Origin of the sequence: Erythrobacter fulvus (assembly GCF_028595285.1) — a bacterium.
GTDB lineage: Bacteria > Pseudomonadota > Alphaproteobacteria > Sphingomonadales > Sphingomonadaceae > Erythrobacter > Erythrobacter fulvus.
This window is the reverse complement of record NZ_JAQQXQ010000001.1, coordinates 340,941-355,135: the sequence shown is the minus strand read 5'-3', so window position 1 is coordinate 355,135 and position 14,195 is coordinate 340,941. Positions and strand designations below refer to the sequence as shown.

Annotated in this window: 13 protein-coding genes; 6 read left to right on the top strand and 7 right to left on the bottom strand. The window is 62.7% G+C overall.

The window, feature by feature from the left end; all coding sequences use genetic code 11:
* Positions 1-21: 21 nt before the first annotated feature.
* The 3 genes from OIK40_RS01730 to OIK40_RS01720 are packed head-to-tail and all read right to left on the bottom strand — an operon-like array spanning position 22 to position 3,367.
* Positions 22-741: a TadE/TadG family type IV pilus assembly protein gene (locus OIK40_RS01730; RefSeq protein ID WP_273675666.1), complete on the bottom strand. Its 720-nt coding sequence runs from the start codon at positions 739-741 to the stop codon at positions 22-24.
* Positions 738-1,358, bottom strand: a complete 621-nt coding sequence (locus OIK40_RS01725; RefSeq protein WP_273675665.1) for a TadE/TadG family type IV pilus assembly protein — start codon at positions 1,356-1,358, stop codon at positions 738-740. Before OIK40_RS01725 ends, OIK40_RS01730 begins: the two co-directional genes overlap by 4 nt.
* Entirely contained in the window at positions 1,355-3,367 is a 2,013-nt protein-coding gene (locus tag OIK40_RS01720) for a pilus assembly protein TadG-related protein (protein WP_273675663.1), read from the bottom strand. Before OIK40_RS01720 ends, OIK40_RS01725 begins: the two co-directional genes overlap by 4 nt.
* A 212-nt stretch (positions 3,368-3,579) precedes the next feature.
* Between OIK40_RS01720 and OIK40_RS01715 the strand changes: the two genes are divergently transcribed.
* Both OIK40_RS01715 and OIK40_RS01710 read left to right on the top strand, forming a co-directional pair.
* Positions 3,580-4,239 carry a hypothetical protein gene (locus OIK40_RS01715; protein ID WP_273675661.1) on the top strand — a complete coding sequence of 220 codons (660 nt, stop codon included), beginning with the start codon at positions 3,580-3,582 and terminating at the stop codon, positions 4,237-4,239.
* Between the two features lie 42 nt (positions 4,240-4,281).
* On the top strand, positions 4,282-4,746 hold the full coding sequence (locus OIK40_RS01710) for an EF-hand domain-containing protein (protein WP_273675660.1): 465 nt from the start codon (positions 4,282-4,284) through the stop codon (positions 4,744-4,746).
* Here OIK40_RS01710 and trmFO read toward each other — a convergent pair whose 3' ends face one another.
* On the bottom strand, positions 4,747-6,132 hold the full coding sequence (trmFO, locus tag OIK40_RS01705) for a methylenetetrahydrofolate--tRNA-(uracil(54)-C(5))-methyltransferase (FADH(2)-oxidizing) TrmFO (protein WP_273675658.1): 1,386 nt from the start codon (positions 6,130-6,132) through the stop codon (positions 4,747-4,749).
* A gap of 71 nt (positions 6,133-6,203) precedes the next feature.
* On the opposite strand from trmFO, the gene OIK40_RS01700 reads away from it, so the two are divergent.
* Positions 6,204-6,872 carry a lysoplasmalogenase family protein gene (locus OIK40_RS01700; RefSeq protein WP_273675656.1) on the top strand — a complete coding sequence of 223 codons (669 nt, stop codon included), beginning with the start codon at positions 6,204-6,206 and terminating at the stop codon, positions 6,870-6,872.
* Between the two features lie 88 nt (positions 6,873-6,960).
* On the opposite strand, the gene gyrA is transcribed toward OIK40_RS01700, so the two are convergent.
* On the bottom strand, positions 6,961-9,750 hold the full coding sequence (gene gyrA / locus OIK40_RS01695) for a DNA gyrase subunit A (protein ID WP_273675655.1): 2,790 nt from the start codon (positions 9,748-9,750) through the stop codon (positions 6,961-6,963).
* 287 nt (positions 9,751-10,037) lie between these two features.
* Here gyrA and OIK40_RS01690 point away from each other — a divergent pair, with 287 nt between their 5' ends.
* Entirely contained in the window at positions 10,038-11,399 is a 1,362-nt protein-coding gene (locus tag OIK40_RS01690) for a hypothetical protein (RefSeq protein WP_273675653.1), read from the top strand.
* An 81-nt stretch (positions 11,400-11,480) separates the two neighbouring features.
* Here the strand turns inward: OIK40_RS01690 and OIK40_RS01685 are convergent, their stop codons facing one another.
* On the bottom strand, positions 11,481-12,194 hold the full coding sequence (locus OIK40_RS01685; protein WP_273675651.1) for an NYN domain-containing protein: 714 nt from the start codon (positions 12,192-12,194) through the stop codon (positions 11,481-11,483).
* Positions 12,195-12,287: 93 nt separating this feature from the next.
* Here OIK40_RS01685 and lipA point away from each other — a divergent pair, with 93 nt between their 5' ends.
* Together lipA and OIK40_RS01675 are read left to right on the top strand one after the other, a co-directional pair.
* Complete coding sequence (gene lipA / locus OIK40_RS01680) at positions 12,288-13,256, top strand: lipoyl synthase (protein ID WP_273675649.1); 969 nt, start codon at positions 12,288-12,290, stop codon at positions 13,254-13,256.
* Positions 13,256-13,717: a type II toxin-antitoxin system RatA family toxin gene (locus OIK40_RS01675; RefSeq protein ID WP_273675647.1), complete on the top strand. Its 462-nt coding sequence runs from the start codon at positions 13,256-13,258 to the stop codon at positions 13,715-13,717. Before lipA ends, OIK40_RS01675 begins: the two co-directional genes overlap by 1 nt.
* Here OIK40_RS01675 and OIK40_RS01670 read toward each other — a convergent pair.
* Positions 13,678-14,190, bottom strand: a complete 513-nt coding sequence (locus tag OIK40_RS01670) for a CinA family protein (RefSeq protein ID WP_273675645.1) — start codon at positions 14,188-14,190, stop codon at positions 13,678-13,680. The two genes, OIK40_RS01675 and OIK40_RS01670, sit on opposite strands and share 40 nt — an antisense overlap.
* Positions 14,191-14,195: the final 5 nt, after the last annotated feature.

The following is a 14,195-nucleotide window of genomic DNA, read 5'->3' as shown; positions in this document are numbered from 1 at the left end:
GGCAGGGCCGCCCGGCTGAAATCAGCTCGGGCGGGCCGCCGAATAGGTGCCGCAATCGGCCGAAGGGCCGTCGTCGTAGAGTCGCGTCAGGTCGCGCGAATCGCGGACGTTGAAGGCTGCCGTGTAACGGATCTCGCGCCCGTCGAAGATGTCGAACGGGGTCAGCGAATCGTAGTCATAGGAAATCTCGACAAACATCACCGCCGTCCCGGGGCTGGCGGTGATGCGGTTGGCAGCTTCGCCCATACCCGGGAAACCGGTTCCGGTGGCACCGTCGCCTTCGACGCCGTAGCTTGAATTGAACACCTTCGCGCCGCGGCAGCGCTGCCAGTTGATCCACTGCCCGCCGTCAGCGTTTTGCTGAAGGCTGGAGATGATCACGCGGCCGCGCTGGAAAATCGCGAATTGTTCGCCCAGCTTTTCGGCGCCGACCAGCGAATCGTTGATGTCGCTTTCATAGACCTTGCGGGACGTCAGCACGTCCTGTTCGCCCACGCGCGAGGCATTGTCCGCCACCTGCATCGCGACCTGGCTCACCTGCATGTGCGTGATGACGAAATAGGCGGTTTCGGTGCCGAGCATGCCCATCGCCAGCACGATCGGTGCGGTGAAGGCGAATTCGACCATGGCAACGCCGGAACTGTCCGGCGCCAGCCTTTTCTTGAGGCGGCGGGCATAATTACCGAGCGCCGAAACCGGTCCGGCGATTTTCTCGAGACGCTTGAGCGGTGCGGATGTCATGGGCAGTTCCCCGTATCACTCGAACGGTCTTGCTCGTCGAAAGGCTGGTTGCGAAGCACGGTGGAGGCGCGCAAGGTCACTTCCTGCGGCATCCCGGCAAGGCCATACATCGGGAACAGCCGCGGGTAGGTGACGACGGCGGTGTAGAGCACAGCATCGCGTGCACCGCCGATACCGTCACGTCCGCGGTTGGCATCCCACTGGCCGTTGCCATTGGCATCGACGAACACCTCGCCATCGTTGCAGACGCCGTCGTTGTTGTCGTCGGCATATTCCTCGGCTTCACCGATGTCGCTGAAGTCGAAGTGTGACAGTTTCTCGAACTGGATGGTCGATGTGGACGGCACCACGTTAAGCACCTGCTGGCGCACGGTCTCGTCGATTGTGGCCTGGTTGGCCCCGGCCCCTTCGAGCGTCAGGTCGCGGCCCGCCTTTTGCAGCACGCCGTGAACCAGCGAGTTCGTGTATTGCGCATGGGCCATGTCGAAGATGCCCATAATCATCAGGCACAGCACCGGAGCGACAAGACCGAATTCGGTCAGCGTTGCCCCGTTGCGGTCACCCAGCAGATGACGAAGCAACGGACGGCGGCGAGGGCTTTTGGCGGCAGGGATCATGACGTGAGCCTCAGTGCTGCGATCTTCTGCGCGATTTCGCGGAAGGCCGCCTTCAGCGCGTCATTGTCCTGCGCGCTGTAGGCCCGGCCCGGCGATGCGCAATCGATCAGGTTCTGGGTCAGCGTGGTGCCGAAGGCGACCACCCACACGGTGATGTTCTCCTGCCGGGCAGCGCGGCAGATCGCCTGCAGGCGCGCGGCACGCCGGCTTGTCAGCAGGCCCCCGTTACCGTCGCCGGTGATGCGGCGGTCCCAGAATTCGGTTCCGTGCGTGGCATAATCCTCGATGTTGTTCACCTGCGCACCGTCGGTCATGAAGACGATGTGGCGGGCGATGGCATCACCATTGGGCGCGGTATCGTTGTCGGCCGCAAACAGGCCCCGCGGAGAGATGAAGCGCGCACCCCACAGCATACCGATGTCGTGATACGTGTTACCGCTCGCAACGAGGCTGTTCACATAGGCCTGCAGGTCGGTGCGGGTGATTTCCGACAAGCGGATGGCTTCACGCGGACAGGTGTAGCCCGGACGGTTTTCGTCCCAGGTCTGATACAGCCAGTTCAGGGTGTTGGTGCTGCCGTCCTCGCGTTTCCACGTCGCGCTGATCAGCGCGGGCTTCCAGCGCTGCTCCTCGGTTGCAGGCAGAAGATTGATGTTAAGGTCATGCGCCGCCGCAGGGATCGGGTTGTAGTTGTCCGTCAGCACCGTCGTGGGTTCTTCGATACAGCCATCCCATGTGTGGGTTTGCATCAGGCCGCTGAAATTGGTTGTGCCAGCGGACAGGCTGCCGGTCGGCAATTCGATGCGGTTGTCATCGTAGAGCGTCGACAGATCCACGGTTTCCCATCCCGGCGGGCTGCCTGCGGGATTGGTGACGTTGCACGGCGTGTCATCGTCGGTATCGACCGGGCAATAGACATAGTCGCGGAACTGGAGCTCCGTACGATAGGTGTCGGGAATGACGTCGTCTTGCGTGGCCCGCCGCCATTTGCGGATCACCCCGCTGCAACCGGCGCGGGTGTCCAGGCTGCCGGTACTCCACGCCTGGAGGACATAATTGTCGGTCAGGACCTGCCAGACTTCGTCGCCGACCGAAAAGCTGTTGCCGCTATAGGCCTCGCACCGGTCGCGATCCGCATCGTCACGGCGATCGGGCCGGTTCCTGCGGTTGTTGAAGCGATAGTCCGCCTCGTTACTCGATCCGAAATTGCTCGAGAAGCGCGGGATCCATTCGGTCTGTTCGGAATAGTTGAACCAGTCGCCCACCTCGACGCCGTTGCCGGGAACCAGAATCTGCACCTCGTGGAATCGTGCGACGCGCGATTGATAGGTGTGGCGACTTGCCATGTACTGGGTCGGGATTGAGAAGCCGACATTCACCTGCCGCGAATAGGGCACGATGCCGTAACGCACCTGCGCGCTGGCCGAGGTTGCGGATTCCACCGAATCGTAGAAGTCGATCACCGCCTCGCGCAGCGCAACGATCTTGGAGCCCGGGCCGGAGCCGCAGTTCGACCCGTCGGGGCAACTGGCCATCGATCCGGTGGTGTCGAGCACGAACATGATGTCGGTGTTCGAGATGTTGATTTCGGCGGTGCAACTGACCTGAAGCTGGAAGTTCTCGAAACCGAATGCCGACATGATGCTGGTGGGCAGAGTGCCGCTGGCAGTGCCGGTCACCACACCCTGGCCGTCGCTGGTGTAATCACGCTGGCCGCTTTCAAGGCCGAACATGCCCTGCGAGAAGTTCTGGTCGTAGAAATCGAGGCCCAACTGGCGGTGTTCGGATGTGAAGGTATCATCCACCATCGCGCGCCGCGCGGCCAGCGCGCCGGCGTCACACGCCGCCTGCATGCGCGATTGGGTCATGTAATAGCGACTGGCATCGATGCCGCCGCCCACCATTGCCATCAACGGGATGAGCGACACTGCCGAAATGACGATCGTGTTCGCAGTCCTGTCATGCAGGAGCGAGCGCAGAAACGACTTTCGCTGGTATTCTTGCCCCATCGGATGCGCGTCCTTCCGCTAACCTTTTCCCCATGAAACCGGGGGGAATTCCGGATGCATGGGCCTGATCTAGAACCTTCTGGTAAGCGGACTGCGAAAGATCGTGGTTAACGAAATCCTAATTGCGTTACAGGGGTTTAATAATGCAGCCCTGTCCCGCCCGGAGACAGTTCGCTTGCCATTTCCACCACAGCGCGGCTAGGCCGCGGCCTGTGAGCGAGATAGCCGACGAAACCCTGCCTGCCGAAGCCGGCCTGGCGCTGGCGTGGACGCCGCAGGCTCTGCGCGGGCCGTTAAGCACGTTTCTTCAGCTTGACCGCAGACTGGCCCGGATCGTCACCCGCACTTCCGAACCGATGCTGGGCCAGATGCGGCTTGCCTGGTGGCGCGAGATGCTGGGAAAGCCGGTTGGCGATCGCCCGCTGGGCGATGTCGTGCTTGATGGGCTGGGCACGCACTGGGCGGGCAGGGAGGATGCGCTGGTCCGGATGGTCGACGGGTGGGAATATCTCCTGCCGGGCGGTTCGCTGGAGCCTGATGATCTTGGTCGCTGCGCAGCAGGCCGGGCCGCGCCCTTTGCCGCCTTGCTTCCCGCGGCGGACGAGATGCTGGGATCGCGCATTGCGATGGCAGGCAGGCGATATATCCTCGCCGATATCGCCGCAAATCTGAGCGGTACGGAAGAACGCGAGGCTGCGATCGCACAAGGGCTTGGTGGATCGTGCCCCGATCTGCCGCTGCCATCGGCGTTGCGGGGGCTGGGCGTGCTGGAAGCACTGGCGCTCCGGGCCTTGAAACGCGGCGGACGTCCGTTGATGGAGGGCAGGGGCGCTTCCATCGTCGCTTTGAAGGTTGCTATCCTTGGGCGCTGATTACGTGTAACCCCTTATTATTGCTGTAAGGGGAGCAGGGCTTTGCGACAGGTTGTTCTGGGCGTTCTGGGGGGACTCGTGCTTGCCGGGGTCGGCGTGTTCTGGTGGCAGGGCCGCGCCGCAATCGAGACCAGCGCCCCGCCGCCGCCGGTGGCAGAGGCTCCCGCCCCTGGCCCGGAGGATCTGCCATTGACCGATCCCGGCGAGATGCAGGGACCAGCGCCGCCCGAAGTCAGCCCCCTGACCCGCGAGGAGCAACGCTTCTTTCGCTATGATCGCAACCGCGACCGGGTGATTACCCGAAACGAGATGCTTTCCACCCGCTCTGACGGTTTTCGCGCACTGGATGTCGACGGCAACAACCTGCTGACCTTCGAGGAATGGGCGGTGACCACCGTCGAGCGGTTCGAAAAGGCCGATGCGGACGCTGACGGTCGGCTGACGCCGCGCGAATTCGCCACGACCGCGCCCAAGCCTGCGGCAAAGAAACCCGCTTGCAAGTGCTGATCAGGCGGGCACCGCTTCGCGGCTCTCGCTGATCCAGCGCGCCAGATCGGCTTTTGCGCGGTCTGTATAGGCTTCCTTGCGCTGCTTCTTGCCGACGTCGTGGAGCGGCGGGAACAGGCCGAAATTGACATTCATAGGCTGGAAGGTGTCGGCCTCGGCATCGCCGGTGATATGCGACAGAAGCGCGCCTAGCGCGGTGGTCGCGGGCAGGGCATGCCATTCGCGGCCCGCCAGTTCGGTAGCAGTCATCATTCCCGCCACCAGGCCGATTGCCGCGCTTTCGACATAGCCTTCGCACCCGGTCACCTGCCCGGCAAACCGGATATGCGGCGCAGCGCGCAGACGCAGCTGGCGATCCAGTACCTGCGGCGAATTGAGGAATGTATTCCGGTGCAGCCCGCCCAGCCGGGCGAATTCAGCATTCTCCAGACCAGGGATGGTGCGGAACAGCTCGATCTGCGCGCCGTATTTCAGCTTGGTCTGGAAGCCGACCATGTTCCACAACGTGCCCAGCTTGTTGTCCTGCCGCAGCTGCACCACCGCATAGGGCCAGCGTCCCTGCGGGAATTCGGGCGTGGTGTCGAAGGGGTTGTCCAGACCCACACCCTTCATCGGTCCGTAACGCAGCGTTTCCACACCGCGTTCGGCCATCACCTCGATCGGCATGCAGCCGTCGAAATAGGGCGTGTCCTTTTCCCATTCGCGGAATTCGGTCTTCTCGCCTTCAATCAACCCGCGATGGAAGGCGAGGTACTGCTCCCTTGTCATCGGGCAGTTGATGTAGTCGCCGCCTTCGTTCGAAGCTTCGGTCCGCTTGTTCCAGCGCGACTGGATCCAGCATTTCGACATGTCGATGGAGTCGCGATGCACGATCGGCGCGATGGCATCGAAGAAGGCGAGCCGCTCGCTTCCCGTCGCCTTGACAATGCTTCCGGCGAGCGCCTCGGCGGTCAGCGGGCCGGTGGCGACGATGGTAAGCCCGGCGGCGGGCAGGGCATCCACCCGCTCGCGCACGATGGTGACGTTGGGGTGCTGGCCCAGCGCTTTCTCGACCTCGGCCGAGAACACGTCGCGGTCGACAGCCATGGCGCTGCCCGCCGGGACCCGTGCAACCTCGCCTGCGCGCATCACCAGACTATCGAGCTCGCGCATTTCGTGATGCAGCAGCCCGACTGCGTTCTTGGTATCGTCGTCGGAACGGAAAGAATTGGAGCAGACCAGTTCGGCGAGGCCGTCTGTCTGGTGCGCCGGCGTCATCGCGCCAGATCCGCGCATCTCCGAAAGGCGCACCTTCACCCCGCGCCGGGCAAGCTGCCAGGCCGCTTCGCTTCCCGCGAGGCCGCCGCCGATAATGTGGACATCGTGGGGTGTCTGGTTCGAACGCATGGCGAGGCAGGTAATTGCGTGTTAGCTCGGCTGCAAGTGCGGAAGGGTTTTGCACAGGGCAAGGGCGAGCGATGGCGAAACGCGCATTGATCGAGCAGAGGCCATGGCTGCTGGCGAGTATCGCGGCGGCGACTGCGTTCTATTTTCTCAGCGACAATCCGGTGTTCGAAGGCACCTGGGGTCTGCTGGCCAAAGGTGCATCGGTCGGCCTGCTGGCAATATTTGTCGTGTTGCGGGTGCCGCATGATCACGAGCATCGGGCCGATAGTTTGCTGCTGGTTCTGGCGCTGGCGCTGGCCTCGGCAGGCGATGTCGCGATCGAGCTTTATTTCACGGTCGGCGGTGCCTTCTTCGCCGCCGCGCATTGTGTCGCTGTGGCGCTTTATCTGCGCAACCCGCGTGCGCGACATTCACCGAGCCAGCGGATGCTGAGTATCGCGCTGCTGATCGGCACGCCGCTGATCAGTTTCCTGCTGAGCGGCAGGGCCGAGATTGCAATCTACGCGGCCTTCCTCGGCGCGATGGCCTCGGCCGCGTGGTACAGCCGTTTCCCGCGTTACCGCGTCGGTACGGGCGCGGTGCTGTTCGTCGTGAGCGACTGGCTGATCTTCTCACGGCTCGGCAGCTACGATCTGGGCGTGCTGCCTGATTTGCTGATCTGGCCGCTCTATTATGCCGGACAGGTGATGATCGCGACCGGCGTGGTTCAATGCCTGAGAGGCGAGCAGCCGGTTCGATAATGCCTGCCTAAATCTTGGGCAGAAGAAAAACGGGCAGCCGGACCATTCGCCGACTGCCCGTTTTTTGATCAAACCCTCTTTTCAGAGGTCAGCCGAGCGGCGCTTCGGGACTGTTGGAGGTTTCCCCTTCGACAGCCTCTTCCGCGGCGTCCTCCGGTTCCCCGGTCTCGCCGATCAGCGCGGCGCCGACGATGTGTTCGTCCTTGGCCACGTCGAAGATGCGGATGCCGGAAGAGCCGCGACCGGAGATCGAGAAGCCCTTCAGGTTCTCAAACCCGCCTTCGATCAGGTGGCGGAAATCGATGCCGAGGCGGATCAGCTTGGCCTGATCGGTCACCAGCATCAGCTGCGATCCGTGCTTGACCGGGAAGCTCGCTACCACCGGACCGTTGCGTTCGGGATTGCTTTCCGGCGTGCCGATATTGGTGATACCCTGGCCGCCGCGCGACGTGGTGCGGTATTCGTAGGCCGAGGAAATCTTGCCGTAGCCATTGGCGGTGATGGTGAGAATGAACTCCTCCTTTTCCGCCATGTCCGCCATTATTTCAGCAGGCAGGGTGGGGGAGGCATCGTTGTTTTTCCACGTTGCGGCCCGAAGGTATGCCTCGCGGGTTTCCATATCGGCGGTCAGCGGATCGAGCACCGCCATGCTGACGACCTTGCCGCCTTTCTTCAGGCTCATGCCGCGCACGCCGATACCCGTGCGGCTCTTGGTTTCGCGCGCGTCGGTGGCGGCAAAGCGGATGGCCTTGCCGGTGTCGCTCGCGAGGAAGATTTCCTGTTCCTCGGTCAGCAGCTGCACGCCGATCAGCCGGTCGCCCGAACCTTCGACAAAGCCCATCGCATATTTGCCCGCGGTCGGGATATTGGCGAAGGCGTCCATCGAATTGCGCCGAACCATGCCCTGTTCGGTGGCAAACACGATGTTGAGCCCCCCCCAGGATTCCTCGTCTTCGGGCAGTGGCAGCACGTTGGTGACGCGCTCGTCATCGCCCAGCGGCAACAGGTTGACCATCGGGCGGCCCCTGGTCTGCGGCCCGCCTTCGGGCAGCTTCCACACCTTCATGCGGTAAACGCGGCCCGTGTTGGTGAAGAACAGCACCGGGTTGTGGGTGCTGGTGACGAACAGCTCGACGACGGCATCCTCGTCCTTGGTCGCCATGCCGGAGCGGCCCTTGCCTCCGCGTGCCTGCGCGCGGAAGGTGGCAAGCGAGGTGCGCTTGATATAGCCGCCGTGGGTGACGGTCACGACCATCTCCTCGCGCTCGATCAGGTCCTCGTCGTCCAGACCGTCCCATGCGGGCGCGATTTCGGATAGGCGTGGCGTGGCATAGGTCGCGCGGATTTCCTCAAGCTCGGTGCGCATCACGCCGTAGAGCTTCACACGGTCGGCGAGGATCGAAAGATATTCCTCGATCGAGACCGCCAGTTCCTTCAATTCGTCGCCAATCTCGTCGCGGCCGAGCGCGGTGAGACGGTGCAGGCGCAATTCGAGGATCGCCTTTACCTGACGTTCCGACAGGCGATAAGTGCCGCCGCTTTCGTCGGCCGAAGGTTCGATCGCTTCGACCAGCCTGATATATTGCGCGATGTCGCCGATCGGCCATTCCTTGGCGAGCAGTCGCGCGCGTGCAGCGGCGGGGTTGGCCGCACCGCGGATCATCGCCACCACTTCGTCGAGGTTGGAAACGGCCACCACCTGGCCCAGCAACAGATGCGCTCGTTCGCGTGCCTTGTTGAGTTCGAACTTGGTGCGGCGGGTGATCACTTCCTCGCGGAAGGCGATGAAGCTCTGCACGATGTCGCGCAGGGTCAGCGTTTCCGGACGTCCGCCACGGATCGCCAGCATGTTGGCCGGGAAGCTGGACTGCGCAGGTGTGTGCCGCCAGATCTGGTTGAGCACCACTTCGGGGGTGGCATCGCGCTTGAGATCGATCACCACGCGCACGCCCTCGCGCGAGCTTTCGTCGCGGATATCCGAAATACCCTCGATCCGCTTGTCCTTGGCGGACTCGGCGATCTTCTCGACGAGGTTCGATTTGCCTACCTGATAGGGGATAGAGGTGAAAACGATGCTTTGCCGATCGCCGCGTGAGGTTTCGATCTCGTGGCGGCAGCGCATCAGGATCGATCCGCGCCCCGTCGTATAGGCCTGCCGCGCACCATGCGTGCCAAGGATCAGCGGCGCGGTCGGGAAGTCCGGCCCGGGAATATACTGGATCAGTTCTTCCGAGGTGATCGCCGGATTGTCGATGAAAGCCAGACAGCCGTCGATCACTTCACCAAGGTTGTGCGGCGGCACGTTGGTCGCCATGCCGACCGCGATCCCGCCCGCGCCGTTGACCAGCAGGTTGGGGAAGCGCGCGGGCAGCACCGTCGGCTCCTGACGCGAGCCGTCGTAGTTCTCGGTGAAATCGACTGTGTCCTTGTCGAGATCGTCGAGCAGCGAATTGGCGACGCGGGCAAGCCGCGCTTCGGTGTAACGCATGGAGGCCGGCGGATCGGGGTCCATCGAGCCGAAATTGCCCTGACCATCGATCAGCGGCACGCGCATCGACCACGGCTGCGTCATCCGGGCGAGCGCGTCATAGATCGCCGCGTCGCCGTGCGGGTGGTAATTACCCATCACGTCGCCCACGATCTTGGCGCTCTTGCGATAAGGCCGGCCGGCTACGAAGCCGCCTTCTTGGCTGGCAAACAGAATGCGGCGGTGCACCGGCTTCAACCCGTCGCGCACGTCGGGCAGCGCGCGGGAGACGATCACGCTCATCGCGTAATCGAGATAGCTCGACTTCATCTCGTCGACGATGTCGATGCGGTCGAAGCCGCCCATCGGCGAAGGCGGAGGGGAATCGATGATGTCGCTGTCGTCGCTCAAGGCTCGGGCCGTTTCTGCTAGTGTTCATCAGGCCCCGCTCGGGGGCGTGGGCCATCGTGGCCGGAAGTCCCTTTCATTTAGGAGCGGACCAGCCGTTTCGCCACCTCCGGGCGCGAACACAGCAGGAACACAGCTGCTTTTTCCACACTTCGCAGGCCGCTTGCCCTGCAGCACGTGTCATTCAAAAGCCATTCAGCACGGCTCGCCTAGCGGGAATTGCAAAATGCTCGTCAGCCGTCCAAAGGCAGCGAGACGTCTCACCCGGTTCCGGGGGCCTTTCATGTCCCGTGATCGAGCGAATTCTGGAGGAAGAATTGAACAAGCTGTCTTCGACCTATCGGCGCAACACCGGCTTCTCGCGGCACTTTGCCTTGGCGCTTGCTCTGGCGAGCGGCACCGCGATGCTGGCGGCGCCCGCTTTCACCGACGCGGCCCACGCCCAGAAGCGCGACAAGAAGAAGGAAGAGCCCAAGGCGGCCTATTCCAAGGAATTCGTGGCAGCCTACCAGCCGCTCGACGAAGCCCTGAAAGCGGAAGGTGCGGATGTGAATGCTCTGCGCCCGCAGATCGACGCGCTATTGCCGCTGCTGGTTTCGCCCGACGAGCAGCTTGCCGGGGGTGGCCTCGTCTATAACGCCGGCAACAAGGCCGGTGACCGTGCCCTGCAGCTCAAGGGCATGGAGATGATGCTGAACAGCGGCAAGCTCTCGCCCGAAGATTTCGCGCGCTACAATTTCGTCGCCTACCAGCTTGCCAATGCGCTGCAGGACTATCCCAGGTCGCGCGCCTATCTGCAGCGGGCGATCGACAACAATTTCACCACCGAGACCGTGACCAAGGCCGATCTCGAAATCACGATGGCTGAAAGCTATTTCACAGCGAATGAATTTGCTGCCGGTCTCGATTACCTCAACAAGGCGATCGCCGCGCGCAAAGCGGCGGGCGAAACGGTTGATGCGCAGTGGTATCGTCGCGGCATCACTGTGGCCTACAACAACCAGATCGTGCCGCAGGTCTATGATCTGGTGATCGACTGGCTGGCCGACTATCCGGCCAAGGACAACTGGCGCGATGGCATCAACCTGACCCGTAACCTCAACAATTACGAAGGTCCCGAAATCCTCGACCTGCTGCGCCTGTCGAAGAAGGCCGGCGTGCTGACTGAGAAGCAGGATTACATCTACTACATCGAAGCGGCAGACGCCCGCCGTCTGCCCAAGGAAGTCAAGGATCTGATCGACGAGGCCTATGCCAAGGGCGCCGTCAGCAAGGACGATATCTACGTCGCAGATTCGCTGACCACCGCCAACAGCCGTATCAAGACCGACATGGCCGAACTGCCGGCGCTGGAAAAGGACGCGAATGCCGCGTCGGCGGGTCTGCGCACTGTCTTCGCTGCGGGTGATGCGTTCCTGAGCTACGGCGAATATGCCAAGGCTGCGGGCTTCTACCAGAAGAGCCTTGGCATGGCCGGGGTGGAGCGCAACACCGCGCTGACCCGCCTTGGGATCGCGCAGACCGGCATGGGTGACTATGCTGCGGCGCAGGAAACCTTCGCCAAGGTCGATGGCACCCGCGCACCCATTGCCAAGCTGTGGGCCGCCTATGCCGCGCAGCAGGCAAACGGTTCGGCTGCCACGGGCGACTGATCACACTGTCTTTCGGACAAAAAAGGGGCGGCGGACCATCGGTCTGCCGCCCTTTTTTGTTTGTGCCGCCTGCCAGCAGTTTCAGCGCAGGCGCTTGACCCAGATCTGATTGTCCGCACGGCGATCAAGCTCGAAATTGCCGAGCGACTTGAACAGTTCCGACAGGTTCTTGAAGCCGTAATTGCGGACATCGAAGCTGGAGCGGTTGCCGGCGATCTGGCCGACCTGCTGCAGACGCGCATAGCCGTTCTCGTCACGCTTCGCCTCGCGATAGGCGGCCAGGATCAGATCGTGCAGATCATCGACTACGGGCTTGGTTTCGGACTTAGTCCCGGCCGCTTCGTCGCGCGTCGTGGCGATCAGTTCGTCGATATAGAGAAACCGCGTGCACACCGACTGGAACGCCTCGGGCGTCTTCTTCTCGCCGAATCCGTAAACAAGGATGCCGTCCTGCCGCAGCCGCGTGACAAGCGGGGTGAAATCGCTGTCCGAGGTCATGATCCCGAACCCGTCGACCTTGCCCTGATAGAGCAGATCAATGGCGTCGATCGTCATCGCCATGTCGGTGGCGTTCTTGCCCTTCGAGATGTCGAACTGTTGCTGCGGACGGATGCCGTACTTGTTGGTGATCCTGTCCCATTTCGACAGGTTGTCCTTGGCGAAATTGCCATAGGCACGGCGGATGTTGACCTGGCCCAGTTCGGCCATGACGGTCAGCACGGGGTCGATCGCCTGCGGGCTGGTGTTGTCCGCATCGATCAGCAGGGCGATATTCTTGAGTACGGTATCAGACATGCCGCCGGTATGCAGCGCAGGCAGCCTGCGGACAAGCATGCTATCGAAAAGTCGCACCCGCATGCGCTTGCGGCAGCGGCTTCGCGCGCCTAAATGGCCCACATGAACGACCTTGCCAGCACCCCGCCGTCCGATAATCCCGCCGAGCGTCCTGCGCGCCAGCGCAAGCCAGACTGGATCCGGGTGCGCGCGCCGGTGAGCGAGGGCTATCACGAAACGCGCAAGCTGATGCGCGAATTGAACCTCAACACCGTGTGTGAGGAAGCTGCCTGCCCGAATATCGGCGAGTGCTGGACCAAGAAGCACGCGACGGTGATGATCCTCGGTGATGTCTGCACCCGCGCCTGCGCCTTCTGCAACGTCAAGACTGGCATGCCGCGTAGCGTCGATCCGATGGAGCCGGAAAATACCGCCATCGCTGCGGCCAAGATGGGGCTGGAACATATCGTCATCACCAGCGTCGACCGGGACGATCTGCCGGACGGCGGGGCGATGCAGTTCGTCAAGGTGATCGAGGCGCTGCGCCGTAATACGCCCGGCACCACCATCGAAATCCTGACCCCCGATTTCCGCGGCAAGATGCGCCGCGCGGTGGAAATGATCTGCGAGGCCGGGCCGGACGTCTACAACCACAACCTCGAAACCGTGCCGCGGCTTTATCCCACCATTCGCCCCGGCGCGCGCTACTATGCCTCGCTGCGGTTGCTGGAAGAGGTGAAGGCGCACAATCCGCTGATCTTCACCAAATCGGGCATCATGCTCGGGCTGGGCGAACAGCGGCTCGAAGTGCACCAGGTGATGGACGACATGCGCAGCGCCGAGGTGGATTTCATCACCATGGGCCAATATCTCCAGCCCACGCCCAAGCACGCCAAGGTCGAGGAATTCGTCACGCCCAAGGCTTTTGCCGCCTATGGCGCGATCGCGCGGGCCAAGGGCTTCCTGCAGGTCGCTTCAAGCCCGCTGACCCGTTCGAGCTATCACGCGGGTGACGATTTTGCGAAGATGCGTGCTGCGCGCGAGGAGAAGCTCGCCCGCACGCAGGAGCGTGCGAAGGCGTAATGCCAGGTATCCGCGAAACCAGGCGATTACCCTACAGCGCCGAACAGATGTTCGATCTGGTGGCCGATGTTGGCCGATATGGCGAATTCCTGCCATGGGTGATCGCCACCCGCGTGCGCTCCAATAGCGATACCGAGATGGTCGCCGATATGGTGGTCGGCTTCAAATCTCTGCGTGAAAGCTTCACCTCGCGCGTCGCGAAAGACCGGCCGCGGATGATCGATGTCCATTACGTCGACGGGCCGCTGTCCGATCTCGACAATGTCTGGACTTTCCGCGCGATCGACGATCAAACCTGCGAGATCGATTTCCTCGTCGAATTCACCTTCAAGAACCGCCTGTTCGAGAAGATTGCGGGCCAGTATTTCGACAAGGCTTTCCGCAAGATGGTGGAAGCCTTCGAAAAGCGCGCAGCCGATCTTTACGGCAGCAGCAACTCCAGCGCGCAAAGCGTCGCCTGACGCCGGATTTCGGCGCGGCCGTCCGGCCCGTCGCCGCCTTCGAAAAACTTGAGTTCGCCCTCCGGCTCGCCGGTCGCATCGCGCACCACGCGCGCGAACACCACCGTGCCGACCGGCTTCAACGGCGTCCCGCCACCGGGGCCCGCGATCCCGCTGATCGCCACCGCGACATCGGCGCCTGAGCGCTCCAGCGCGCCCTTCGCCATGGCCCACGCACAGGCAATCGACACTGCGCCAAAGGTCTCGATGATATCGCTCGCGACCCCCAGCATCTCCATCTTGGCTTCGTTGGAATAGGTCACGAATCCGCGATCGAGCACGCTGGAAGAACCGGCGATCTCGGTCAGTGCGCCGGCCACCAGCCCGCCAGTGCAGCTTTCCGCCAGCGCGACCTTGCGTCCGGCATCGGCGTTTTCCGCCACGACGCGGGCGGCCAGATCGGTGATGTCATCGGGGAGGAGATAGGCGGGCATCGCTC

Excerpts from the sequence above, each read along its gene's own strand:
- OIK40_RS01685 (WP_273675651.1), bottom strand. The coding sequence starts at position 12,194 with ATGTCTGATACCGTACTCAAGAATATCGCCCTGCTGATCGATGCGGAC.
- OIK40_RS01670 (WP_273675645.1), bottom strand. The coding sequence starts at position 14,190 with ATGCCCGCCTATCTCCTCCCCGATGACATCACCGATCTGGCCGCCCGC.
- trmFO (WP_273675658.1), bottom strand. The coding sequence starts at position 6,132 with ATGCGTTCGAACCAGACACCCCACGATGTCCACATTATCGGCGGCGGC.
- OIK40_RS01700 (WP_273675656.1), top strand. The coding sequence starts at position 6,204 with ATGGCGAAACGCGCATTGATCGAGCAGAGGCCATGGCTGCTGGCGAGT.
- OIK40_RS01675 (WP_273675647.1), top strand. The coding sequence starts at position 13,256 with ATGCCAGGTATCCGCGAAACCAGGCGATTACCCTACAGCGCCGAACAG.
- OIK40_RS01725 (WP_273675665.1), bottom strand. The coding sequence starts at position 1,358 with ATGATCCCTGCCGCCAAAAGCCCTCGCCGCCGTCCGTTGCTTCGTCAT.
- lipA (WP_273675649.1), top strand. The coding sequence starts at position 12,288 with ATGGCCCACATGAACGACCTTGCCAGCACCCCGCCGTCCGATAATCCC.
- OIK40_RS01730 (WP_273675666.1), bottom strand. The coding sequence starts at position 741 with ATGACATCCGCACCGCTCAAGCGTCTCGAGAAAATCGCCGGACCGGTT.
- OIK40_RS01720 (WP_273675663.1), bottom strand. The coding sequence starts at position 3,367 with ATGGGGCAAGAATACCAGCGAAAGTCGTTTCTGCGCTCGCTCCTGCAT.